Genomic DNA, 23434 nt, shown 5'->3' with positions numbered 1-23434 from the left:
CGGTGAATAGAAGTATTGAACCGAGCTGTCTAGTGGCGAATAGTCGACTCACATCACCCCGATCTATCCCGACGAAAGGCGGCCCACCATGGCACGACTCACCGACTGGCAGCAACAGATCCTCGGCGCGAAGCGCGTCGACCTCACCCACGAGGTCCACCCCGGCATCCCGCGCTTCGCGGCATTCGAGCCGATGCAGGAGCGCGACGTCCGCACCATCGAAAAGGACCGCTTCTGGGCCAAGGAGTACACCTTCGCCACGCCCTACGGCACCCACGTCGACGCGCCCGGCCACTTCGCAGCGGGCAAGCGGCTCGTCTCCGGCATCGGCGTCGATGAGCTGATTCTGCCACTCAACGTGCTGCACCTGGAGGACAAGGTGGAGGCCGACCCGGACTACGCCGTGACCGCCGACGACATCGTCGCATTCGAGGCCGAGCACGGCACGATCGAGCCCGGCAGCTTCGTCGCCTTCTCCAGCGGCTGGTCCACGCGTTGGGAGGACCCAGACGCGTTTGTGAACCTGGACGAGGACGGGGTGCAGCACACCCCCGGCTGGTCGCTCGAGGCGCTGCATGTGCTTATCGACGATCGCCGCGTCGCAGCTATCGGCCACGAAACCCTGGACACCGACCCCGGTGTCGCGGTGGCGGAACGCGGCTTCCTTTACGGCGAGCTGTACGTGCTGGAGCAGGACATCTACCAAATCGAGGTGCTGGACAACCTCGCGCAGGTGCCCGCCACCGGTGCCGTGATCGTGGCCGGCCCGGCGAATATCAAGGGCGCCCCAAGCATTACCTCGCGCGTGTATGCGCTCTTCCAGGAGTAGCCAGCACGCCACAGAGTCGGCGCACCCCGGTCGGCGCCGCGGGCAACTAGAATCCAACGGCATGACTACACCTGAGCCAGACGTACCGTCGCCCGAGCGCCTCGAGGACCTGCAGCGCACGTGGAGCGAGATGGCGGACGAGGTCCGTCACCACCGCGACCTGTACTACAACGGGCAGCCCGTCATCTCCGACGCGGAGTTCGACGCCCTGTTCCGTCGGCTGCAGGAGCTCGAGGAGGAGCACCCCGAGCTTGCCGTGCCGGACTCGCCGACCAAGGAGGTCGGTGCACCCACGGCCGCGTCCTCCGCGTTCGCGGACGTGACGCACCTGGAGCGCATGTACAGCCTGGATAACGTGTTCTCGGCCGAAGAGCTCGCTGAGTGGCTGGACAAGACCCCCGGCCCGTACCTCACCGAGCTGAAGATCGACGGGCTGTCCATCGACCTGGTCTACCGCGACGGCGTCCTCGAGCGCGCTGCCACCCGCGGCGACGGCACGGTCGGAGAGGACATTACCGCCAACGCCCGCGTCATCGAAGACATCCCGCACGAGCTTGCCGGCGACGCCCCCGCGCTGCTGGAGGTCCGCGGCGAGGTGTTCATCCGCCCCGAGGACTTCCCAGAGCTCAACGAGCAGCGCATCAGGGAGGGCGGCAAGCCCTTTGCCAACCCGCGCAACACCGCGGCCGGCGGCCTGCGCCAGAAAAATCCGGCAGATGTGAAGAAGCGCAAGCTCCACATGATCTGCCACGGCATCGGCGCCCGCGACGGCTTCGCGCCGGAGACGCAGCACGATGCCTACCTCAAGCTCGCGGAGTGGGGCCTGCCGGTGTCCGAGTACACCAAGCCCGCCAAGACCGCCAAGGACGTCCAGGACGCGGTGAAGTACTGGGCGGACCACCGCCACGATGCCATCCACGAGATGGACGGTCTGGTGATCAAGGTCGATAGCGTGGCAGCGCAGCGCCAGCTCGGCTCCACCTCCCGCGCGCCGCGCTGGGCCATCGCGTACAAGTACCCGCCGGAAGAAGTCACCACCACGCTCAAAGACATCCAGGTTTCGGTCGGCCGTACCGGGCGCGCGACCCCGTACGCGGTCCTCGAGCCGGTCTTCGTCTCAGGCTCCACGGTGTCCATGGCCACCCTGCACAACCAGCACGAGGTCAAGCGTAAAGGCGTGCTCATCGGCGACACGGTCGTAGTGCGCAAGGCCGGCGAGATCATCCCCGAGGTGCTCGGGCCCGTCGCGGATCTTCGCGACGGTTCAGAGCGCGAGTTCGTCTACCCCCAGGACTGCCCGGTATGCGGCACCAAACTCGCGCCGGCGAAGGAGGGTGACGCGGACTGGCGCTGCCCGAATACCCGCTCGTGCCCGGCGCAGCTGTCGGCACGCCTGGAGTACCTCGCCTCGCGCGGTGCATTCGACATCGAGGCGCTCGGCGAGAAGGGCGCCCAGGACCTCATCGCCTCGGGCGTGCTCATCGACGAAGCCGCACTCTTCGACCTCACCGAAGACGACCTGAAGAAGTCCAACGCCTACACGCGCAAGGACGGCCAGGTCAACGCCGCCGGCAAGAAACTGCTGGCTAACCTCGAAACCGCCAAGCGGGTCGACTTCTGGCGCGTGCTCGTCGCCCTGTCCATCCGCCACGTCGGGCCCACCGCCGCCCGCGCGCTCGCCGCCCGCTACAAGAGCATGCAAGCGCTTCTCGACGCCCCCTTGTCCGACCTTGCCGAAACCGATGGCGTCGGGCAGATCATCGCCGAATCCTTCAAGGACTGGTTCACCGTGGACTGGCACCAGGACATTGTGGATGCATGGACCGAGGCCGGGGTACGCATGGAGGACGATCAGGACGCGGAGGCGGCCCCGCAGACCCTTGAGGGGCTGACCGTCGTGGTCACCGGCACGCTCGAAGGATTTAGCCGCGACTCCGCCAAGGAAGCGATCCTCACCCGCGGCGGCAAGGCGTCGGGCTCGGTGTCCAAGAAGACCGACTATGTCGTCGTGGGGGAGAATGCCGGGTCCAAGGAACAAAAAGCCCGCGACCTGGGCCGCCCGATCCTCACCGAGGAGCAGTTCGTGACCTTGCTGGAGGAAGGGCCGGACGCCCTGTCTCGCTAGTGCGCCTCCGCGGCAATGATGATTGCCATCAGCGGCACGACGCGCGCCGGGCGGATGGCATACGCGCCGGCTTCCTTGGCAATCCACCCCGCGGCCTGCAGTGCGTTGAGGTGGTGGTAGGCCGTCCCTGTTGAGGTGACCACCTCGGCGGCGACAAGGTCTGCCGGGGTCGCGGGGCCGGAAAGCAGATGCCGCAGCATCTCGGCGCGCACGGGGTGGGCGAGCGCGGCCAGGCGCTCGATCTGTTCCTGCCAGGCGTGCTCGGTCACCGCCTCCGTCGGCCGGGTCCACTGGTAGTCGTAGGTGCCGCTGCGGGTGGTGACCGAGCCGCCGAACGCAACCGCGCCGCCGTCGCAGCCTTCCAGTGCGCGCAACGCGGCGGGGAGGTCGGGAAGGTCGGTGCCGTGCGGTACCGCGGTGGGCGCCGGGGGAGTGCCGGATCGCGCGGCTTCGAGCGCCGCGACGCGAGCCTCGAGGGCGTCCAGGCGCGCGTCGGTGGAGAAATCAGCAGATGTCATGCGTTCTAGCGTTCCAAAACCGTGGAACGCTGTAAAGCGAGTCGCGCGGCGCTCAAGCCGACGAGCACCGCCGCCCACACCGCGAGGGCCCACCACAGCCAGATGGGGAGCGTAGCGTTCCAATCAAGTGGGGTGGCGATCCACCACACTACGAGGGCGGTGAGGGCGGCGTTGACAAGCGCGAAGCCCCTACGCTGCGGGCGACGCATGGCGCGGAACGTCTCCCACGCCAGGAGGGCGATAACGAATGCGATGAGCAGGATCATGCGAGCTCCTTGGTGGTGTCGAGGAGGTTGATGCCTAGGTCATCGACCCAGGCTTCGGTGTCGCCGGCCACGAACACCGCGCGGTGCGGGTTTTCCGGGTCCCACACGAGCATCGTGCGAAACCCACCGGTCCCACCGTTGTGGAAGGTGTATGCATCGGCGGTGGCCCAGCCGTAGTCGGGCCGGCCGTGCTCGTCGACCCACTCGATGAATCGCGCCATGTCGGACGCGGTCGAGCGGATCGCGCCCGCCGGCGCCCAGCCGTCCATGTCCCAAGGCTCCGCCTCGCGCCCGTTACTGCGCAGGCCGCGCCCGAGCAGGTGCGTATCCACCCCGCCGGGGCCCGCCACGAACGATTCGTCCATGCCCGCAGGTAAGAAGATCCGCGTTCGCACAAGTTCTTCGTACGGCGTGCCAGTTTTCACCGCGAGCAGTTGCCCGAGCAGCGCGTGCCCGTAGTTGGAGTATGCGTATTCGCCGCGGCCGTGGAGCTTCATGGTCCGGGCGGCGGCAAGGATGTCGTCGGGGGAGTCGGTGCGGTACGCGTTGCCGCCCTGGGTGACGTTGGCTTTCAGGATGTCCGGCAGCCCGAGGCGGCCCATTGGCGGGAGCCCAGCGGTGTGGTTGAGCAGCTCTTCCACGGTGACTGAATCGATCGGTGCGCCGGTGGCGCCGAGGATGTCGCCGACGGTGGTGTCCAGGGTGAGCTCGTTGGCGCGGATCAGCTGCCGTACCAGCTCCGCGTTGAACGTTTTGGTCACCGAGCCGATCTCAAACTCGGTGTGCTCGTCGGCGCCCAGGCCGCCGAACGTGACTCGGCCCTGGTCGTACACCAGCGCCGAGAGCTCGTGGTACCCCGGCTCGGCGGCAGCGCTGCGCTCGAGCGCGGACGCGAGCTGCGCGTCGCCGGTGTGCGCGGTAGCCAGGCTGATGCGCTGTGGACCGAAGGTGAGCAGGAGGGCAGCCGTCGCGGCGGCGGTGACGGCGCCAATGGCACCGGCGGCAGGTCGGGAGCATGCGTGTTTCATACCTTCTAGAATTCCAAAAATCTAGAAAGTTGTAAAGGGGGGGCGGTGGCGTCGATAAGCCAACTAGCTCAGGATTGTCATGTCTAGGGACTTTTTGGACGAGGAGTCCAGGAAGTTTTTGGACAGGATGTCTAATGGCTTTTTGGACACCTACAGCGGTGGAATATCCGGATGGCTATTCCATTGCACAAGCGCAGAAAAGTCGCAGATTTCGATCCCATTCTCGACGGCAAAACAATCACACAGTTTTGCAAAGAACTGGGCATCTCGCGGCAGACGTATCACAACATCAAAAACCGGATCACGCAGAAAGGACGATCTGGCATCGTGCCAGATTCGACTGCACCGAAGCACCCGGCCGGAAAATTTCAGGACGCCGACAAGATCGCAGTCGTCCACGCCAGGCAGACGTTGATGGAGCAGGGCTTGGATTATGGTCCTTGGTCGATCTACTACTTCTTGTTCGACTCCGTTGGTCCCGATCGCACCCCTTCACGTTCCACAATCGCCGCATGGCTCCATGAGCTGGGGTTCGTCGACGCTAATGCCCGCAAACGTCCACGGAGTTCCTATAGGCGCTTTGCCCGTGATTTCGTTGGTGAACTCTGGCAGATCGATGGACTGGTCTATCGCCTCTTCGACTATGCGCACACGCTCGTGACGATCTACCAGGTCATCGACGACGCCAGCAGATTCGACGTCGGAACCAAAGCGTTCGCGTTGCCGGAAAACGGTACTGATGCGCGCGCCGTGCTGGCTGAAGCGTTCGCCACCTACGGCAAACCCCAAGAGATCCTTTCCGACAACGGCGATGCGTTTGCCGCCTACCACCGTGGATACCTTTCAGCCACTGAAACGTGGCTCGCCAGCGAAGGTGTACTCGCAATTGCGGGATTCGCTCCGACAACCCAGGGAAAAGATGAGCGCTCCCACCGCACGCTGACCCAGTTTCTTGATGCACGCCACCCCACAAGCCTTGCCGAGGTCAACACATATCTCGCTGAGTATCGACAGGTATACAACGAGCGACGACGGCACCAATCACTGCTGGTCGGCAAAATGCACATCACCCCGCACCAGGCGTTCGAGACCTTCCCTAAGGCGCCTTCGCCCACGCAACCACTTGATCCAGATCAGGTCTGGGCCCGCGTGCTGGCCTACAACCAGGCACACAACCCGCAGGCAGCATCCGAAGTCAGAAACGGCCCCAGGGAAGCGGCAACTTCACCCGAGGCCAGCACCGATGACATGGCAGCTCAGCAAGGCTTACCTGGCACCGATACCCCCACAGTAACGGTGCCGACGACACAATCAACAAACGATTGGGGTATCCCAGACCAGACCCGCGTGAGCAAAGACGGTGTCGTTCGTGTGTGTAGCTACGGTCTCTACATCGGCCTGAGGTTCAAAAACCGCCAGCTCTACGCCACGGTCACGAACGGCGATGTCGCGGAGTTCTTCACGGCCCATGACGGTGAGTTCCTCTTCAGCGTGCCACTGCCGGTCACACTGAGCCACAGGCCACCAGGTGGGCAGATCAACATCAACCTTGTTGAAGGGATGAAGCACCGCCACCCGCCGCGGATGAACCCGAAACTGTCCAAGCCCCGACCGAAGCGCAGGCCACCAGAATGACCCGCTAGAAACTGTCCAAGAACTCCATGGATTCCATGTCCAAAAAGTCATTGGACTCCTTGTCCAAAAACTCTATGGACATAACACAACTAGCTCAGGATCGCCCCGATGATGCTGCCTAGGTCGCCGATTTGCGATACCTCGGAGGCCAAGAAGTCTGGCCCGCCGACGCGGCCGACCACCAGGACCAACTCGGTGCCGGGCAGGCGGGTGATGGACAGGGCGGTGTCCAACAGCCACCACGACTCGGGGACCCAGGTATCCGTGTCGGGCAGGAGGATGCGCGCGGCGTCCACGTCCTGCATTGTGGGGTGAGAGCCGTCGTCCTCCGGCGCCGCCTGCGACGCGGCGACGCGGTCCAGGCCGTGGTCGGTCGCTCGCAGCACCACCGCCCAGGACGAGGTCATCGACCGCGGAATCGCGCCCACCAGTTCCTCCATCGCGCGCTGCTCGTCGCCGGACGCCGCGACGATGCGCTGCAGCATCTGGATCTGGCCGCGGCGATCCACGCGCCCCGTGAACGGGCGGATCGAATCCACCTCTGCGCCCTCCACCGAGGCCGCGGCGGTAATCAGCGTGTCCACCATCGTGCCGGTGGGGAGCTCGACGACAATGTCGTCGGTCACGTGACTGCTCGCCGAATCCCCCGTTTTGCCTGCGACAACGCAGGCGAGCGCGACGACGCAGGCGAGCGCGACGACCGTGACCGCAGAACCAACAGCGACTGCGCAGCCTTCAGAGCCGGCGCAGACTGCAAAGCCGGTTCGGTCGACGGCCACGACGCCCGCTGCGCCGACAACCGCGACAACTGAGGCGTCGTCAACGACAACGACCACTGTCACGTCTCACACGACAACCTCTGTGCCCACCACGGCGCCAACCACCACCCCGCCGCGGGACGGGGTGCAGGGCAAGCCGGGCTCGTCGAGTAGTGGGTCTACGGGGAGTGGGGTCGGCGGGTCGTCGACAAGCATGCTCCTCGCGCTGGCGGCCAGTCCGCTGCTGTTGCTCGTCCCGATTGCGCTGGCGCAGCAGGTGCAGGTGCCGGGGCTGACTCCGGCGCTGGACGAGCTCGACGCCAAGCTGCGCGCGCTGCCGCCCGAGGTCACCGGTGCGCTGGATGCTGCGCTGGAGGGGTCAGGCTTCCACCTCGGCGGAGCCGCTGCCGCTGGCGGGGTGGTGCTGGCCAGCATTGTTGCGCTTGGCGTTGCGGTTGCGGCGGGTCAGGCGCAGGGGCAGGGAGGATCGTCGGCCCCGCAGTAGGCCGCGGTAGACAGGGCCAATTGGGCGCGCGTGGTGCCGCGTCGGGGCCGTGGGCTAAACTCTGTGCCGTGACTACTCCGCAAAATCGCCCCGTCCTTGTCGTCGACTTCGGCGCCCAGTACGCGCAGCTCATCGCACGCCGTGTGCGCGAGGCGCGCGTGTACTCCGAGGTCGTCCCGTCCACCATCTCCGCCGCTGAGGTGCGCGAGAAAAACCCGGCCGCGCTGGTGCTCTCCGGCGGCCCGTCGTCGGTGTACGCCGAGGGTGCGCCGCAGCTGGACCCGGAGATCTTCGAGTTGGACCTGCCCATCTTCGGCATCTGCTACGGCTTCCAGATCATGACGCAGGCGCTCGGCGGCAAGGTCGCCGAAACGGGTGCGCGTGAGTACGGCCGCACGGGCATGCGTGTCGACGGGGGCGTGCTCCACGCCGACACCCCGCAGGAACACCCGGTGTGGATGTCCCACGGCGACTCCGTGACCGAGGCGCCGGAGGGCTTTACCGTGACCGCGTCGACCCCGGGCGCGCCCGTTGCCGCCTTCGAGTGCGTGGACAAGAAGCTCGCCGGCGTGCAGTACCACCCCGAGGTCATGCACTCCCCGCACGGCCAAGAAGTGCTCACCCGCTTCCTCACCGAGGTTGCAGGCCTGGAGCAGAACTGGACCGCCTCCAACATCGCCGAGCAGCTCATTGAGCAGGTGCGCGAGCAGGTCGGCGACGGCCACGCGATTTGCGCCCTGTCCGGTGGTGTGGATTCCGCCGTGGCCGCGGCGCTGGTGCAGCGCGCCATCGGCGACCGTCTCACCTGTGTGTTCGTGGACCACGGTCTGCTTCGTCAGGGCGAGCGCGAGCAGGTGGAAAACGACTTCGTCGCTGCCACCGGCGCGAAGCTGGTCACCGTGGACGAGCGCGAGGCCTTCCTGGGCAAGCTCGCCGGCGTGACTGAGCCGGAGGCCAAGCGCAAGGCGATCGGTGCGGAGTTCATCCGTTCCTTCGAGCGCGCCGTCGCCGGAATCCTGGCGGATTCCGGCGAGGATGAAAGCGTTGACTTCCTCGTCCAGGGCACCCTGTACCCGGACGTGGTCGAGTCCGGCGGCGGCACCGGCACCGCCAACATCAAGAGCCACCACAACGTCGGCGGCCTGCCGGACGACGTGGAGTTCACCCTCGTCGAGCCGCTGCGACTCCTGTTCAAAGATGAGGTCCGCGCCGTCGGCCGCGAGCTTGGTCTGCCCGAGGAGATTGTGAACCGTCAGCCGTTCCCGGGCCCAGGCCTGGGCATCCGCATCATCGGCGAGGTCACCCAGGACCGCTTGGAAACCCTGCGCGCCGCCGACGCGATCGCGCGCGAGGAGCTGACCAAGGCTGGCCTGGACGAGCAGATCTGGCAGTGCCCCGTCGTGCTGCTTGCCGACGTCCGCTCGGTCGGTGTCCAGGGCGATGGCCGCACCTACGGCCACCCGATCGTGCTGCGCCCTGTCGCCTCCGAGGATGCGATGACCGCCGACTGGGTCCGCGTCCCGTACGAGACGCTCGAGGCGATCTCTACCCGCATCACCAACGAGGTCGCAGAGATCAACCGCGTTGTGCTGGACGTGACGTCCAAGCCGCCGGGGACCATCGAGTGGGAGTAACTCCCGCCTCGACGAAAGCGCCGCCTGCCTTGCAGAACCTGCAGGGAGGCGGCGCTTCGCGTTGCGGGGGCCTCTTTAGGCGCCGGCACGCCAGTGTCTAGGGCGCATCTGCGCCACGCTCGTCCTTGTCTGGAGTTGGCAAGAAGGCAGTCGCACTCGTGCCTAAGAAGACGAGGACAAAGAGCACCCATAGCCCTGGGGGAAGGTAAGGCAGCAGCGCCCCCGGGTACGCCGAGACTGCGACATGGACGGCGACCGTGTACCAGATGCCCACTAGGAGCGCTGTCAGCATGGCAACACAGTACGGAAAGAGGATTGCCCAGAACTCTGCTCGCTGGATCGCGCCTTGGGTACGGCCCAGAAGACGCAGTGGTGAGAAGAACGCATGCAAATTGGCCCGCTTGCCCATCACAGAGACCGCGAGGACCAGGCAGATCGCCAGCAGAGTGTAGGCCGCGATGGGTACGAAGCCGGCGGTTCCGTCGCCGTGGGGCCCGTACATGATCTGGCTATCCATATCCACATGCCGTACCCAATCCTGCGCGGACTCCACTCGGAGATGATCCGGTGCGCTAGCCGATTCTGCGACCACGGGAAGCCCCCATTCCGGTTTGACCGGAGACTCGCTAGAAATACCGGAGAACGGCACCATGAAGTCTGGGTAGAAGGGGCTGTGAGCTTTCACCGGCGCCGCGGGCGAGAGTAGCTGCCCTATCACGTGGTCATTCGATCCGGCCAGAGAATAGTCATTCGCCTTCTCCATCGGTACGGAGGTCTCCCCCGCGGATTCGAAGTCCGAAGGCTGCCAGTAGACGACCCCACGGCAGTCGTCGCCGATCTCCTCACATACACCGTCTGCTTCCTGCGCTTCCAGTAGGCGAAAATCTTGGCCAACGACGACAGGGACCGTTTGGAAATTCTGGGAGCCTACGTAATTTGCCGCCCATAACGAGGTCTGTGCACCTGTGAAGCCTGCCAGCGGAATGGCTACGAGCGCGGTAGCAAGCCCCACCCTCGAGGTCGTCCCGACGGTTTCGGAGGAGCGGATGCCTAGCGCGGGTGCCGACCATCCGCTCACCTTTTTGATCGCTGCGGCTGCCCAACGAGCTAGCGCCCGGGCGAAGGTGCCGGCAAGTGTGACAGCGAGGAACGGCAAGGTGAAGACGAATATCAACACGACAGGCCCTGGCGGAGTCGTCACCATACACCAGATACCCGCGGCAATATTGACCACTGCGAGCACTAGGCCAACCAGCCCCACCAAGGATTTGGACTTACCTACTGTCGCCGCTCCCCGATCCCCGGTTTTGGCCAGCACCTTGTCGACGTTGAGAATCCCCACGCCGAGGAGGTACAGGGGGACTAAGACCAGCAGTGACGACCAGGCAACGTCAATGGGCGAGCCCCAGTGATCTGGCAGTTGCTTGTTGAGCCCTAGCAGAATCACCTTGAAAAGCGGCGTCGCTAACAACCGTCCCAACACGACCGCGGAAGCGCTTGCCAGAAGCGCCAGGCACGCCCCTTGCAGGAGCAGGCGCCTGGTGAAAAACGCCCTGCCTATGCCGAGAATCCGCAGCGCTTGCAAGGTATTTCGGTGGTCAGCGATAAAATTCTGATGCGCCAACCGGATCCCGGCGAATGCCGGGATGATCGCAATCAGGCTCATATTCGTCACGCCGGCCTTGAAGTCGCTGCTTCCGCCAGTCGAGAATGCGACGTAAAGGATGGTGCCGACGAGCGTGCCTATTACTACCGCAGCCAGTACGATTCCCCCGATGAAGGGGCGCGCCGTCACCGACAGCTCTCTCCGGTAGGCGGCGGTGGGAGTCATGGTCTTCATGAGCTATGCCCCATCTGCAGCAGCGTTTTTGCCTGCCCGTCGAAAAGCTCACGGTGGGAGCAATAGACCACTATCGCTCCCCGCTTCGCCGACTGGAGCAACAAGTCCTCGACCACGGTGACATTCGCTCCATCAAGCGCGCTGACGGGCTCATCCATGAGCACCAAGTCCGGTTGGGAAGCTAGTGCCTGGGCCACCGCAACGCGCTGGCGTTGACCCCCGGATAGCTCCCCCGGCAGGGCCTCTGTGAAAGGCTGCATGCCCAACGTGCCAAGCAGCTCATCCCTGCCCTGGGCGTCGAGGCCCCGTCCGGCGACGTGAACTGCCAGCTCGAGGTTCTCCCGGCAGCTGAGGCTAGGCAGGAGGGTCGGTGCCTGTGGTGCGTACCCGACGTGCGCGGCCCGCCACGAGGTGAGCTTCTTGGCCGCGCCCTTTCCGAACCGTTTACCGTCGATGGTTACCCTGCCTTCACTGGGTGAGCGCAGACCGGCTAGCAGATCCAGAACCGTGGATTTACCGCTTCCCGATGGGCCCCGGACTGCGTAGATGCCAGGCCGTGACAACGACAGCGCGGCATCCCGCAGAATATATGGCCCATATTTCGAGTATCGAAAAGAGATTTTATTCCAAACTATTGCGACCATCACAATTCCTATCTTGTTAGAGCGCATACGCTGCCCCAGTACGGGTGCTGCGATATTCACGTAGCGTTGTCAAAAAGCGTTCGACAATTTCATCGTTTAAACCGTTCGTCGGCTCATCCAGAATGATCCCGCGACGGCCCAATGTCAGGGCATAGATAATTGACAATCTTTTCATAAAGATGTGCTCGCCTACTTTGATACCGGTGCATCCAACGGCCCCGTCGAGGCAATCAACGGCAGACTCGAACACCTACGCGGCATCGCCCTAGGATTCAAAAACCTCAACCACTACATCTTGCGGTGCCTGATCCACTCCGGACAACTACAGGACAAAATCAACGCACTCTAAAACCGGAAGGGCCCCTTAAGGCTCGCGGACGGTGACGTTGCCGATGTTGGTGGTGGCGTTGATACGCAGCGTCTTGCCTGGTGCATCGGGGTTGACGGTATCGGTGGGGCAGTCGGTCGAGCCAAGGTTGGTCGAGCAGTGCACCTCGACCGGCACGTCCTTCGGCAGCACGACGTCCACGTTGCCGATGTTGGTGTGCAGCGTGGCGGTGCGCTCCTGATCGAGGGACGGGAGGTCGCGATAGTCCACGTTCACGTCGCCCATGGTCTCGGAGACGTCGTTGACCTCGGTTTCCGTGGTGATGGTGATATTGGAACCGCCGAACATGTTGCCCGCGTTACCGTTCTCGACGACGGCGGAGATCACTCCCAGGACGAGCACGCCGACCACGACGGCGATGGCGATCCACCAGCTGCGCTTGGAGCCTTTCGGAGGCGTGTCGTCGTCGGAAGCGTCGGCCTCGCTGTTCGGATCCGGCAGGTGCCACAGCTCCGGTGCAGTACCGAGCGGGTCCCACGACGGCGGGGTGGCAGGGTGCGGGAAGTCAGGCGGGGTGGTCAGGTTCGCCGTGGCGGATTGCGCGTAAGGGTTCTCTGGGGATTCGGCCGCGTCTGCTCGCCACGCGGTGGATCCGCCTGCGTCGGTGTTACCGGGGGCGGTGTAGGGACCGGACGGGTGAGCGTCGTGAAGCGTGCGCCCCTGCTGCGGCACGAGGAGCCCAGCGGGTGGCTCCGGGGCGCGCTGGTAGAGCAGGTACCAGCCCAGTCCGAAGAGCGCGAAGGTGATGGCGGCGCTGTAGATGGTGGTGCCGTCGCTGGCGTAGGACAGGGACGGGAAGAAGACGAACATGCCGATGAGCAGCCAGATCGCCAGAGTGCGTTCTTTTTTGCCCGTCTTCGACTCGCGCGCGATGTTGCCTCGACCGGTGGCGAGCGCGGACCAGGGGCTGAACGGGACGCCGAAGCGGCCCATGTTGATCCAGCACAGGAAGTAGAGGAATAGGCCGCCGCCGAAGCAGAGGGTGAGGACGACGAAGGCGATGCGGATGATCACGGGGTCGATGTTGTAGCGTGCGCCGAAGCCTTCGGCCACACCGGCGAGGACCGCGTTGCCGCCCTGGTCCTTCGGGATGCGGGGCGGGCGGGTCTCCCACATCTTGGTGAAGGTCTGTGTCGTTTCCATACCTTCATTATCGCCGGTCAGAGGTGGTGCGGCCATCCGGAATTCCCCTGAACTTTGCGCGCGGCGGGGTGCGCGGAAAAGTCAGGGTTGTCCCCGATCCGCGCTGCAGGTGCAGGTGGAAGAATTGAGGGCATGGCAAAATCCACCCCGTACGCCGCGCAGCCCCCCGCACTGTATTCGCGCTTCACCCGCAGCCGCCGCAACCTCATGGTGGCAGGCATCGCCTCGGGCCTGGCGCGGTATCTCGGGGTGGACGAGCGCTGGGTGCGCCTGTTTTTCATCGTTGGCGCATTCGTCGGCGGCGCTGGCGCGTTGGCCTACGCGGCGCTGTGGATGACCACGCCGCTGGAGCCGAAGACCACCGACGCTGAGCCGGCGGTGACGCCGGAGATTGTGGGACATCAAAGCTGGACGCGGGTGGTCAACCTCGTGCTGGTGGCGGTGGCGGTCGCGGGCGCGCTCGTCTCGCTGAAGGTGTCGAGCGGCTTCGGCAGCTCGGTGGTGCTCGTCCTCGGCCTGTTTACCGTGGGCGCGGTGCTGGCGCTGCAGGCCTACGACAGGGAGATGGGGACGACGGCGAACGTAATCGCCTTGTCGGTGGGTGCGCTGCTGGTGATGGGCGGGGTGTTTGCAATCGCGATGCTGGGCGAGCGCGCAGGCATCACCGGGGTGGTGGTGTCGGTCCTGGTCACGGTGTGCGGCGTGGCGGTGCTGGTCATCCCGCTGCTGATGCGCCTGACTTCCTCGCTGCTTGCGGAGCGTGAGGCGAAGGCGGTAGCGGATCAGCGCGCGGAGATTGCCGCCCGGCTGCACGATTCGGTGTTGCAGACCCTCGCCCTGATTCAGAAGCAGGCCGAGCACCCCGAGGAGGTCGCCCGACTTGCGCGCGGCCAGGAGCGCGAGCTTCGCGCCTGGCTTTTCGACGCCCCCGAGCACCCCTCGACGACGCCCACCTCACTCTTCCAGGCGCTCAACCTGGCGGCCGGGGAGGTCGAGGACGCCTTCGGCGTGGTGATCCGACCCGTCACGGTGGGCGAGGACCCGGCGCTCACGGAGGGCAACGAGCCGGTGGCGCTGGCCGCGCGCGAGGCGATGGTGAACGCCGCGAAGCACAGCGGCGCCGAAGCGATCGACGTCTACGCCGAAAACCTCGCCGGCCAGCTCGCCGTGTTCGTGCGCGACCGCGGCGCGGGCTTCGACCAGGGCTCGATCCCGGAGGACCGCCACGGGGTGCGCGACTCCATCGTTGGACGCATGGAGCGCGCCGGCGGGACGGCCCGGATCACGTCGACGCCGGGGGAGGGGACGGAAGTGGAGCTGACGCTGTAGGCACCGTTAGCCTTATGGGTATGGTTCGCGTCTTTCTAGTTGATGATCACTCCGTGTTCCGCGCCGGCGTGCGCGCCGAGCTGGCGGAAAAGGTCGAGATTGTCGGCGAGTCCGGCACCGTCGCCGACGCGATCGAGGGCATCCGCGAGAGCAACCCGGACGTCGTGCTCCTCGACGTGCACATGCCGGACGGCGGCGGGCTGGCGGTGTTGCGCGCGGTGCAGAAGACACAGCAGGCCGCGAAGTTTCTGTGCCTGAGCGTGTCCGACGCCGCCGAGGACGTCATCGCGTTGATCCGCGCAGGTGCGCGCGGCTACGTGACCAAGAACATCGACGGCGCGGAGCTCGCCGAGGCGATCGCCCGAGTTGACGGTGGGGATGCGTACTTCTCGCCGCGCCTGGCCGGCTTCGTCCTCGACGCCTTCGCTTCGGGCGGGGTGGTCGAGGATCCGGCAGGCGAGCCGGTCAAGGTGGAGGACCCTGCGGTGGACGCGCTGACCCGCCGCGAGCTGGAGGTTCTGCGCCTGCTCGCCCGCGGCTACACCTACAAGGAGATTGGCAAGCAGCTGTTCATCTCGGTGAAGACGGTGGAGACGCATGCGTCGAATATCTTGCGCAAGACGCAGACCTCCAACCGCCACCAGCTCACCCGTTGGGCTGCGGACCGGGACTTGGACTAGCTAGGCGTAGGCGAGCCGCCGCGAGCCGTCGACGTGAGGAAATAGTAGCCACGCGAGCGCGAAGAGTCCCACGAACACGAGCAGCGCGCCCCACACCGGCCACTGCAGCAGCGGCGCAAGCATGAGCAGCAGCCACCAGAGCATCAACGGCACGAGCATGCTTATCGACGCCACCGTGGACGCACCTTTCTGCGCCGCAAATTCGCGCATCGCGCGCCGGTAGGGGTGTGCAAGCGTCACACCGAGCGCCACCGCGATGCAGGCAAGCGCGACGCCCGCCCGGACCGCGATTGGCGCCGACGACGCCATGATGGCCACCGACCCGGCCACCCCCGCGGACCCCGCGGCGCGCACGGCGAGCGGGGTGGGGATCGGGGTGACGCGGGAGCGGATGTCGCTGGGGAACATGGGCAGTACTGTAGCAGGGGTAGGTGGGGTGGCGGAGGGTGTGGCGTCGAGAAGCGTGGCTCGCTATATTCGCAAACCCGTGCGACCTCGGCGGTTGCCCATGTTCGGGGTGGGGTGCATACTATGTGGCGTGAACAGAACGTCCATTCGAGCGCTCAGCGGGGTGCAGAACAGCGCAGGTCAGGGGGCGGAAAGTGTCCCTGACGTGGATCGGCATGCCCGGATTGCGCAGCTCCGCGCCCGGATGGCGGAGATGGGCGGGCAGGCAGCGCCGAACGTTGTGGTGGGCGAGGATGTGCTGCCTGTGAGCGGCGGGTTTTCGCAGGTGTTGCCGAATGGCGGGCTGTCGCGCCACGCTGTCACGCAGGTGAGCGAGACGCCCGCGCTGATAGTCGAGCTGCTCGACCGCGTCGCCGGGGCGGGAGGCAGCGTGGGCGTGATCGGGTGGCCGGAGCTCTCGTACGCAGGCGTGGCGGCCAGTGCGCTCGAGCGGGTGATCGCGGTGCCGGAGCCGGGGATCGAGGACCTCGCGGTGGCGGGCGTGCTCGCGGAGGGGCTCGACCTGGTGGTGCTGCGCACCCGGACGGCGCTCCAGCTGAGCCCGGTGCGCGCCCGGCCACTGCTCGCGCGACTGCGCAAGGGCAACGCCGCGCTGGTGGCGGTGAACGTGTCGGTGCCTTCGCCCGCGCTGCGGGTCACCGGGCAGATCGCGCAGTTCCACGGCATCGGCCGAGGCACGGGGCGCATCCGGGGGATCGACGTGCGCGTGCGCGCCGAGGCGAAGGGGTGGCCGGGCGCGACGGTAACGCTCACGCTCGGCGCAGGTGCTGCGAGCGCTGCCCCCGGCCGTCGCCTGAAGGCGGTGCCTTAAATGCGGGTGGCGGCGCTATGGTTCCCCGACTGGCCCGTGCAGGCCGCCACCCTGGACGCGGCCGATACGTTGCAAGAACCTATAGCCATCGCCGCGCAGCACCGGATCAAGGTGTGCTCGCAGGCCGCGCGCCGGGCGGGCGTGCGCCGCGGCATGCGGGTGCGCAACGCACAGGCGCTCGCGCCCGAGCTGACGGTGGTGGAGGACAACCCGGACCGCGACGGGCGCATGTTCGCCTCGCTCGCCGGCGGGCTCGACGACGTCGCCGCCTCCGTCGAGGTCCTGCGCCCCGGCCTGATTGTGGCGGACCTGCAGGCGGCGGCCCGCTTCCACGGAAGCGAGGACACGGCCCTGGAAATGATGCTGGACGCCGCCCAACGCAGCGGCATTGAAGCCTTCGTGGGCGCCGCCGACGAGCTGGCCACCGCGGTGATCGCCACGCGCACCTCCCAACTCGTCGCCCCGGGCGCGTCCGCGCAATTCCTCGCGCAGCAGCCGCTGAACATCCTGGTCGCGGAGGTGGCGCTCGGCGCGGACATCCCGACCGTCAACGCGCTCGGCCAGCTGGGCATCACCACGCTGGGCCAGCTCGCGCAACTGCCGCCGCAGGCAGTAACCACCCGCTTCGGGGCCGGCGGGATGCGCATCCACCGCATCGCGAGCGCCGCACCGGACCGCCGCGTCGCCCCCGAACTCCCGGCCGCGGACCTGGCGGTCGGGCTGACCCCGGAGGACCCGATCGAGCGCGTCGACGCCGTGGGTGGCGGTGGCGAGCGCGATCCGGGCGCCGCTGCCCGCCCGCCTCGGCGGCGGCATCGACCACCCGGCCTCGCGCATCATGCTTATCGACGCCCACGCGCACCCCATCACCGTCACCGCCGAAGCCCTCCTGTCCTCGGACCCCTACGCGCTGGCCTGGGGCGAGCACAAGTACCTGGTCACGGGGTGGGCCGGCCCCTGGCCCGTGGACGAAGGCTGGTGGGGTGCGGCCGGGCAACGCGTGGCGCGCCTCCAGGTCGTCGGGGAGAAGCCGGAGGCGGGCAGCGTCGCGGAAGCGTGGCTGCTGGTGTGGACCCGGCGCAGCTGGCGCGTCGAAGCGGTGTACTGAGGCCGTGTATTAGGGGCGTGTATTAGGGCACCCTAAAGGCTGTAGGGTGGAGGCCATGAGTGAGGAAACGTTGACCAGTACCCCGGCCGCGTCCTGTTCCGACGTCCAGGTCGAGTCGCTTCCCGGCACGGCGAAGCCGGGTTCGACGTACGTGCTCTTCGAGTGGCCGCACGCCTGGACCCACGACGTGCTCGACGGCGGCACGCTCGGGGAGGAGATCACCGAGAAGCTCAAAGCGCACCTCGCCGAGTACGACGCCTCCCTGCTCCTCATCCGCCACCCCACGCGCGAGGGCCGACAGATCGACGACCACCACGTCTACCTCGTCTTCGCCGAGGACGAGGCCACCGAGGTCATGCACGTCGACGGCCCCGAAGCACTCCTGAAGCTGGACCTGTCCGGCCCCGGCAAAAACGCCGCGGCGGGCGCGACTGCGCGCACCAAGCCACTGCTGCTCGTATGCACGCACGCCAAGCGCGACCGTTGCTGCGCGGTGAAGGGCCGCAGCATGATCAACAAGCTGGTGCAGAAGTACCCGTTCGGCCACGGCAACGACGTGGTGTGGGAGACCTCGCACATCAAGGGCCACCGCTTCGCGCCGACGATGCTGCTCATGCCGTGGGCGTACAGCTTCGGCCGGATGACGTTCGAGGCCACCGACGCGATGCTGGAGGCAGCGCTGCGCGGCGAGTACTTCGTCCCCGGCAATCGGGGGCGCGGCACGCTGAGCGCCCCGGCGCAGGCCGCCGAAGTTGCGGTCGCGGCCGAACTGGCGCGTGCCGGCGAGCAGGTGCGCTACGGCGACCTGGAAGTCACCGACGTTGCGGTGACGGATGATGGGGGATACGTGCGCGTCGATAAGCACGGGGCGTCCTACACCGTGGAGCTGACGCGCAAGGAGATTTCGGGGGTCGTGCCGTCGTGCGGCAAGCCCGCGAAGGACGGCGAGAGCTGGGTGCCTACCGCGGTGACAGCGCGTCCGCCACGCGCGTAATCACGTGGTCGGTGGCCGCGCGGACATCGGCCGGGGAGTGGGCGAAGCTGTAGGAATGGTCCGCGATGGCGTGCATGGACATGTCGTTCCATGAGTCGCCGAAGGTGAAAAGCTCCACGTCAGAGCGGTCAATGTGCAGGCGGTCAAGGAGCTCGAGGATACCCGCGCCCTTCGTGCGGCCCGGCGCCATGATGTCCACGTACTGCTGGTTTTGCGCGACGGTGTAGTCCCCGGCAAGCGACTCGCCCCAGGCCACGACCTCGCGGCGCAGCGCCTCATCCGTGGGCACCCAGATCGGCACCACCGCGAACTGATGCTCCGGGATGTCCGCGCGGGTCATGGGGGTGAAGTGCTCGGTGAAGTGGCTCACCCCGCCGGTGTTGTCAGCGAAGACGCCGTCGACGGGGCCGATCGTCGTGCCGTAGATGGCCAGGCCGGCGCGCTCGCCGAAGGCGTCCAGCGCGGCGAGGAGCACGTCCGGGTCGATGGTGTAGCCGAAGATGAGCTCGCGGTTGTCGCCCGTGGTGGCGGACGCGCCATTGGAAAGGACCTGGTAGTCGAAGGCGAGCGTGCTGCCGCGCATGCCGTAAGCGAGGGCGGAGCGGGAGCGGCCCGTGGCGGAAATGGCGAGGTGGCCGGCGTCGCGCCACGCCTGGATCGCGGCGAGGTCGGCGGGGCTGAACCCGTTCGGTTCGTCGGGGTGGTGGAGGGTGCCGTCGAAGTCAAAGGCCGCGATCTTCATACTGACGAGTCTAGGGGTGCAGCACGAGGCCATGAACTTGCACCGACAGCATCGCGTCCGCGCCCATATACTTCCCGTATGGCTATCGCACAATGGGAAACAAATGCTGGCGGCGCACCCCTGCAGATCCAGGCCGAGGTCGCGCCGCGTTTCTTCCGCCCCGAGGACGAGGAGCAGGCGGAATTCGCGCAAGCGCTCGTCGACGCGGTGCGGGAGGCCGCGGACGAATACACCGGCTCCGAGGAGCTGCCGACCGAATACCCGGATGAGGCGGTCGAGTCGCTGGCACACACGCTCAACGGCATCGGGGAGCTGCGCGAGGCGCTCGACGAGGGGATCTCGCCCGCAGAGGCAATGTTGCGCCTGAACCGGATCGACCAGGAACTGGCGCGGCTGTCGGAGCTGGACCCGCGCTTTGTCCCGGCTCGGTACTTCGCCCGCCGCGGGTGGATTGCGGCCGGCGACTTCGACCTGGGCGCGGTCGAGCAGGTCTGCGCGGAGCTGCCGGGCCTCCTTCCCGCGCCGGAGCAGACCGACGAGGGGCTGGCGTTCCACGCCTCGCTCTGGACCGAGGACCCGGCGCCCGAGCTGGAGGTGTACGCCGAGGTTGCGGACATCATGGCGGCCGTGACGCTGCGCACCGACGGCCCAGCGTTCGGTGTTCTCCGCGCGCTCGCCGCGGTGCCCGAGCGCATGCTCGACGCCCTCCCTGGCCTGCCTCCCGCGTCTTTCTACGCCGAGGCGGCCTATGCCAAGCAGGTCAGCGATCTGCGCTTCACCGACGCCTTCCAGGAGGACAACGCCTATCGACGCCTTGTCATCGACGCCCTGGCGCAGTCCCTGAGATTCCTCGCGGCCCACTCGCCCCGCTATGAGTTCCCTCTGAAAATGGCGGACGTTGTGGACAGGATGGCCGAGCGGACCGAGCCGGAGGCGCTCGGGCTGGACGCGCTGATGGGGCTCCTCGAGCACATTCAGTCCTGGCTGCCGCGCGCCGTGAACGACCTGGTGCCGCCGTGGTGGTTCGGCGAGGACAACGAGGACACCATTGAGGGCCTTGTTGCCAGCCTGACCGCCGACCAGTACGTCCGGATGGTCGCTGTGATGGACGCCAGCGCCGGGCAGCTTACCGACGAGGGCCTGCCCGACCGCGCGGCGTTCCAGGCCATCCCCGTCGACGACCTGACCATGGAGATGCTGGCCGCAGAGAACGTCACGCTCTTCGCCGAGGAGCTCTAGGCTGGCCGTCGGGCTGCGGGGGCCGCGGGGTTGCGCGGCCGACGGGACGTGCGCGGCCCCGACAAGACACATGACGAGAACCCCTTGACGAGGTCGCTGATGATTCCCAGCACCTTCGTCAAGGGGTTCTCGTCACACAGACCAGAGCAGCCTACACCTACCGGCGCATGACCTTCTTCGACAGCACGTTGCCCAGCAGCTGCGCGAGTTGGACCACGACCACGATGACGATCACGGCCGCCCAGGTGACCTGCGGCTCGAACTGGCGGTAGCCGTAGACGATGGCGAAGTCACCGATGCCGCCGCCGCCGATGTAGCCGGCCATCGCGGACATATCGATCACGGCGATGAAGATGAAGGTGTAGCCCAGGATCAGGGGACCGAGCGCCTCGGGCAGGATCACGGACTGGATGATCTTCCACGGGCCCGCGCCCATCGAGCGGGCCGCCTCGATCACGCCCGGGTCGATGGCCACCAGGTTCTGCTCCACGATGCGGGCCACGGTGAACGTGGCGGAGAAGCACATGACGAACGTGGCGGCGCCGCGGCCGATGGTCGTGCCTACCACACCGAGCGTGATGGGGTAGAGCATGGCGATCATGATGATGAAGGGGATCGGCCGGAAGAAGTTCACGGCGATGTTGATGATCCAGTACACCACCGCGTTCTGCAGAATGCCGCCGCGGCGGGTGGTGTAGAGGAAAATACCCAGAAGCAGGCCGAAGAAGCCGCCGACGACCATGGTGATGCCCACCATCCACATGGTGTCGCCGATGGATTCGATGAAGGTGGGGCCGAGGCGGTCCCAGTTGGGCTCGGCGAGGATCATTTCGTTCATCGGGTGATCTCCTCAATGTCGGTAGTGGACTGCAGGGTGTGGAGGAACTCGTTGATGGCGGCGTCGTCGCCGTTGAGGCGCACCGTCATCTTGCCGAAGGAGTGCGACTGCAGGGTGGCAATGCCCGCGTGCACGGGCTGGATGCTCACGCCACGTTCGCGGGCCTTGGACGCGGCGCCGAAGAAGCCGGAGTCCTCGGAGAGGTCGACGGTGAAGAGGCGGCCGGGTGCGGCGTCGAGAAGCTCTTGTGCCTCGACCTCGTTGGGGGTGTTGCGCAGGCTGGTGGAGACGAAGCGCTTGGCCACCGCGGTTTGCGGGTCGGAGAAGACGTCGTAGACGCTGCCGTACTCGACGACCTGGCCGGCCTCCATGACGGCGACCTTGTCGGCGATGGAGCGGATCACGTCCATCTCGTGAGTGATCACCACGATGGTGATGCCGAGCTCTTCGTTCACGCGGCGCAGCACCTCGAGGACCTCGTGCGTGGTCTCGGGGTCGAGCGCGGAGGTCGCCTCGTCGGCGAGCAGCAGCGAGGGGTTGGTGGCCAGGGCGCGCGCGATGCCGACGCGCTGCTTCTGGCCACCCGAGAGTTGCTCGGGGTAGTTCTTGCCGCGCTCGGCCAGGCCCACAAAGTCGAGCAGTTCGTTCACGCGGCGTTTGCGCTCTTGCTTATCGACGCCCGCGAGCTTCAAGGGGTACTCAATATTGCCAGCAGCGGTACGAGAATTGAAGAGGTTGAACTGCTGGAAGATCATGCCAACATTGCGGCGAATGCTGCGGAGCTGGCGCTCGGACTTGCCGACGACGTCGGTGCCGTCGAGAAGCAACTGCCCGCCCGTGGGGGCATCGAGGCCGTTGATGAGGCGAACCAGCGTGGACTTACCGGCACCCGAGTAGCCGATGACGCCGAGGATTTCACCCGGCTCGACGGTGAGCGTGACGCCGTCGACGGCGGTGACTTCGCGGTTGCCGGTTTTGAAGACCTTGGAAACGTCCCGGAACTCGATCCGGGTGCCGGTGGTGGACATTACTTGTACTCCTCCACAAGCTCATCGAGGATCTTGTTCAGGTCCTCCTTGGAGCGCTGGACCTGCACGGCGGTGCCGTTAGAGTCCTCGTTGAGCGCCTCGGTGACCTCGGCGGACTGCCAGATCTCCACGAGCTTCTCGTAGGTCGGGTTGTCCACCTCGTCCGCCTTCACGGTGAAGACGTTGATGTACGGCTCGGCCAGCTCGGAGTTCGGGTCGTCCGCGGCGACGGAGGAAGCCGGGTCGATGCTGGCGCGCTGCAGCCAGTTGTTGTTGATGATCGCCGGGCGGCCCTCGTGGTACGCGTTCGGCGTCTGGGAGGCGTCGACGGCGACGACCTTCACCTTGGAGGCGGCCTCGTCGATGTCTGCCGGGGTCGGCGTGAGCTTCGGCGCGCCCTCCTTCAGCTTCAGCAGGTCGGCCTGGACGAGCACGTTGATCGCGCGGCCCTGGTTGGACGGGTCGTTCGGGATCGCGACCTCCTGGCCCTCGATGCCGTCGACGGAATCGTGATCCTTCCAGAACAGGCCCAGCACGTTGATCTCGCCGGAGCCGACGATGCGGAGATCCTCGTCGGAGGTGGCGTTGTACTGCGCCTGGTAGTTGATGGTCTGGAACTTCGACACATCCATCTGGCCCTCGGTGTGCGCCGGGTTGACCTGCGGGTACTCGGAGAAGCGGACGATGTCCAGCTTGATGCCCTGCTCCTTGGCCTGCTCCTCAAACACGGACCACGCTTTCAGATCGGCGTCGGTGGTGCCGATCTTTACCGTGGTGGTATCGCCGGAGCTATTCGACGAATCCGACTCGGAGCCGCACGCCACAAGGCTCGTCGCGGCGATAACGGAGGCCGCTGCTGCGGCGAGGAAACAGTTGGTACGCAT

At 66.3% G+C, this 23434-nt stretch carries 22 protein-coding genes and 2 pseudogenes; 12 read left to right on the top strand and 12 right to left on the bottom strand.

The features are described 5' to 3' along the window. The first annotated feature begins 88 nt into the window (after positions 1–88). Both CKJ84_RS05205 and ligA read left to right on the top strand, forming a co-directional pair. The gene (locus CKJ84_RS05205) at positions 89–829 is read left to right on the top strand and encodes a cyclase family protein (RefSeq protein ID WP_095546142.1); all 741 of its coding nucleotides are present in this window, start codon (positions 89–91) and stop codon (positions 827–829) included. A gap of 61 nt (positions 830–890) precedes the next feature. Next, the gene (ligA, locus tag CKJ84_RS05200; protein ID WP_095546141.1) at positions 891–2954 is read left to right on the top strand and encodes an NAD-dependent DNA ligase LigA; all 2064 of its coding nucleotides are present in this window, start codon (positions 891–893) and stop codon (positions 2952–2954) included. On the opposite strand, the gene CKJ84_RS05195 is transcribed toward ligA, so the two are convergent. The 3 genes from CKJ84_RS05195 to CKJ84_RS05185 are packed head-to-tail and all read right to left on the bottom strand — an operon-like array spanning position 2951 to position 4766. Then, positions 2951–3472 (bottom strand): helix-turn-helix transcriptional regulator, encoded by a 522-nt coding sequence (locus CKJ84_RS05195; protein ID WP_095546140.1) that lies wholly within the window; start codon positions 3470–3472, stop codon positions 2951–2953. The genes ligA and CKJ84_RS05195 overlap by 4 nt on opposite strands. Before the next feature lie 5 nt (positions 3473–3477). After that, complete coding sequence (locus CKJ84_RS05190; protein ID WP_095535034.1) at positions 3478–3738, bottom strand: hypothetical protein; 261 nt, start codon at positions 3736–3738, stop codon at positions 3478–3480. Then, a complete protein-coding gene (locus CKJ84_RS05185; RefSeq protein ID WP_095546139.1) occupies positions 3735–4766 on the bottom strand; it encodes a serine hydrolase in 1032 nt (343 codons plus the stop codon). Before CKJ84_RS05185 ends, CKJ84_RS05190 begins: the two co-directional genes overlap by 4 nt. A 171-nt stretch (positions 4767–4937) precedes the next feature. Between CKJ84_RS05185 and CKJ84_RS05180 the strand changes: the two genes are divergently transcribed. Continuing rightward, entirely contained in the window at positions 4938–6401 is a 1464-nt protein-coding gene (locus CKJ84_RS05180) for an integrase core domain-containing protein (protein ID WP_095546138.1), read from the top strand. Between the two features lie 89 nt (positions 6402–6490). On the opposite strand, the gene CKJ84_RS05175 is transcribed toward CKJ84_RS05180, so the two are convergent. Then, positions 6491–7243: an amino acid-binding ACT domain protein gene (locus CKJ84_RS05175; RefSeq protein ID WP_233125504.1), complete on the bottom strand. Its 753-nt coding sequence runs from the start codon at positions 7241–7243 to the stop codon at positions 6491–6493. 19 nt (positions 7244–7262) lie between these two features. Here CKJ84_RS05175 and CKJ84_RS05170 point away from each other — a divergent pair, with 19 nt between their 5' ends. After that, positions 7263–7664 carry a hypothetical protein gene (locus CKJ84_RS05170; RefSeq protein ID WP_143340314.1) on the top strand — a complete coding sequence of 134 codons (402 nt, stop codon included), beginning with the start codon at positions 7263–7265 and terminating at the stop codon, positions 7662–7664. A 68-nt stretch (positions 7665–7732) separates the two neighbouring features. Continuing rightward, positions 7733–9298 carry a glutamine-hydrolyzing GMP synthase gene (gene guaA, locus CKJ84_RS05165; RefSeq protein WP_198949236.1) on the top strand — a complete coding sequence of 522 codons (1566 nt, stop codon included), beginning with the start codon at positions 7733–7735 and terminating at the stop codon, positions 9296–9298. A 97-nt stretch (positions 9299–9395) separates the two neighbouring features. On the opposite strand, the gene CKJ84_RS05160 is transcribed toward guaA, so the two are convergent. Together CKJ84_RS05160 and CKJ84_RS05155 are read right to left on the bottom strand one after the other, a co-directional pair. Continuing rightward, on the bottom strand, positions 9396–11138 hold the full coding sequence (locus CKJ84_RS05160; protein ID WP_095535325.1) for a hypothetical protein: 1743 nt from the start codon (positions 11136–11138) through the stop codon (positions 9396–9398). Continuing rightward, positions 11135–11842, bottom strand: a complete 708-nt coding sequence (locus CKJ84_RS05155; RefSeq protein ID WP_133064717.1) for an ABC transporter ATP-binding protein — start codon at positions 11840–11842, stop codon at positions 11135–11137. The genes CKJ84_RS05160 and CKJ84_RS05155 overlap by 4 nt, the downstream gene beginning before the upstream one ends. 118 nt (positions 11843–11960) lie before the next feature. Here CKJ84_RS05155 and CKJ84_RS05150 point away from each other — a divergent pair. Continuing rightward, a pseudogene (locus CKJ84_RS05150) lies at positions 11961–12131 on the top strand (transposase); the annotation flags it as partial. Positions 12132–12146: 15 nt separating this feature from the next. On the opposite strand, the gene CKJ84_RS05145 reads toward CKJ84_RS05150, so the two are convergent. Beyond that, on the bottom strand, positions 12147–13313 hold the full coding sequence (locus CKJ84_RS05145) for a PspC domain-containing protein (RefSeq protein WP_158221673.1): 1167 nt from the start codon (positions 13311–13313) through the stop codon (positions 12147–12149). A 132-nt stretch (positions 13314–13445) separates the two neighbouring features. Between CKJ84_RS05145 and CKJ84_RS05140 the strand changes: the two genes are divergently transcribed. Both CKJ84_RS05140 and CKJ84_RS05135 read left to right on the top strand, forming a co-directional pair. After that, a complete protein-coding gene (locus CKJ84_RS05140) occupies positions 13446–14642 on the top strand; it encodes an ATP-binding protein (RefSeq protein ID WP_095546135.1) in 1197 nt (398 codons plus the stop codon). Between the two features lie 20 nt (positions 14643–14662). Next, on the top strand, positions 14663–15322 hold the full coding sequence (locus CKJ84_RS05135; protein ID WP_095277766.1) for a response regulator transcription factor: 660 nt from the start codon (positions 14663–14665) through the stop codon (positions 15320–15322). Here the strand turns inward: CKJ84_RS05135 and CKJ84_RS05130 are convergent, their stop codons facing one another. Continuing rightward, positions 15323–15730: a hypothetical protein gene (locus tag CKJ84_RS05130; RefSeq protein ID WP_095535329.1), complete on the bottom strand. Its 408-nt coding sequence runs from the start codon at positions 15728–15730 to the stop codon at positions 15323–15325. Between the two features lie 205 nt (positions 15731–15935). Between CKJ84_RS05130 and CKJ84_RS05125 the strand changes: the two genes are divergently transcribed. From CKJ84_RS05125 to CKJ84_RS05115, 3 genes and pseudogenes are all read left to right on the top strand, one after another. Then, positions 15936–16601 carry a hypothetical protein gene (locus tag CKJ84_RS05125; RefSeq protein ID WP_233125503.1) on the top strand — a complete coding sequence of 222 codons (666 nt, stop codon included), beginning with the start codon at positions 15936–15938 and terminating at the stop codon, positions 16599–16601. Beyond that, positions 16602–17709, top strand: a pseudogene (locus CKJ84_RS05120) (DNA polymerase Y family protein). It begins immediately after the preceding gene. Between the two features lie 55 nt (positions 17710–17764). Then, entirely contained in the window at positions 17765–18703 is a 939-nt protein-coding gene (locus CKJ84_RS05115) for a sucrase ferredoxin (RefSeq protein ID WP_095535343.1), read from the top strand. Here CKJ84_RS05115 and CKJ84_RS05110 read toward each other — a convergent pair. Continuing rightward, complete coding sequence (locus CKJ84_RS05110; protein ID WP_095535331.1) at positions 18669–19445, bottom strand: HAD family hydrolase; 777 nt, start codon at positions 19443–19445, stop codon at positions 18669–18671. The two genes, CKJ84_RS05115 and CKJ84_RS05110, sit on opposite strands and share 35 nt — an antisense overlap. A gap of 78 nt (positions 19446–19523) precedes the next feature. Here CKJ84_RS05110 and CKJ84_RS05105 point away from each other — a divergent pair, with 78 nt between their 5' ends. Beyond that, on the top strand, positions 19524–20684 hold the full coding sequence (locus CKJ84_RS05105) for a hypothetical protein (RefSeq protein WP_095277752.1): 1161 nt from the start codon (positions 19524–19526) through the stop codon (positions 20682–20684). Positions 20685–20841: 157 nt separating this feature from the next. Here the strand turns inward: CKJ84_RS05105 and CKJ84_RS05100 are convergent, their stop codons facing one another. Genes CKJ84_RS05100 through CKJ84_RS05090 form a run of 3 tightly spaced genes read right to left on the bottom strand, consistent with a single transcriptional unit; the run spans position 20842 to position 23434 of the window. Next, a complete protein-coding gene (locus tag CKJ84_RS05100; RefSeq protein WP_095546133.1) occupies positions 20842–21522 on the bottom strand; it encodes a methionine ABC transporter permease in 681 nt (226 codons plus the stop codon). Next, on the bottom strand, positions 21519–22550 hold the full coding sequence (locus CKJ84_RS05095) for a methionine ABC transporter ATP-binding protein (RefSeq protein WP_095546132.1): 1032 nt from the start codon (positions 22548–22550) through the stop codon (positions 21519–21521). The genes CKJ84_RS05100 and CKJ84_RS05095 overlap by 4 nt, the downstream gene beginning before the upstream one ends. Continuing rightward, positions 22550–23434: a MetQ/NlpA family ABC transporter substrate-binding protein gene (locus CKJ84_RS05090; protein WP_095546131.1), complete on the bottom strand. Its 885-nt coding sequence runs from the start codon at positions 23432–23434 to the stop codon at positions 22550–22552. Before CKJ84_RS05090 ends, CKJ84_RS05095 begins: the two co-directional genes overlap by 1 nt.

The organism is Corynebacterium sp. NML 120412, assembly GCF_002285155.1.
Taxonomy (GTDB): Bacteria; Actinomycetota; Actinomycetes; order Mycobacteriales; family Mycobacteriaceae; genus Corynebacterium; species Corynebacterium gottingense.
This window is presented reverse-complemented; position numbering and strand designations above follow the sequence as displayed.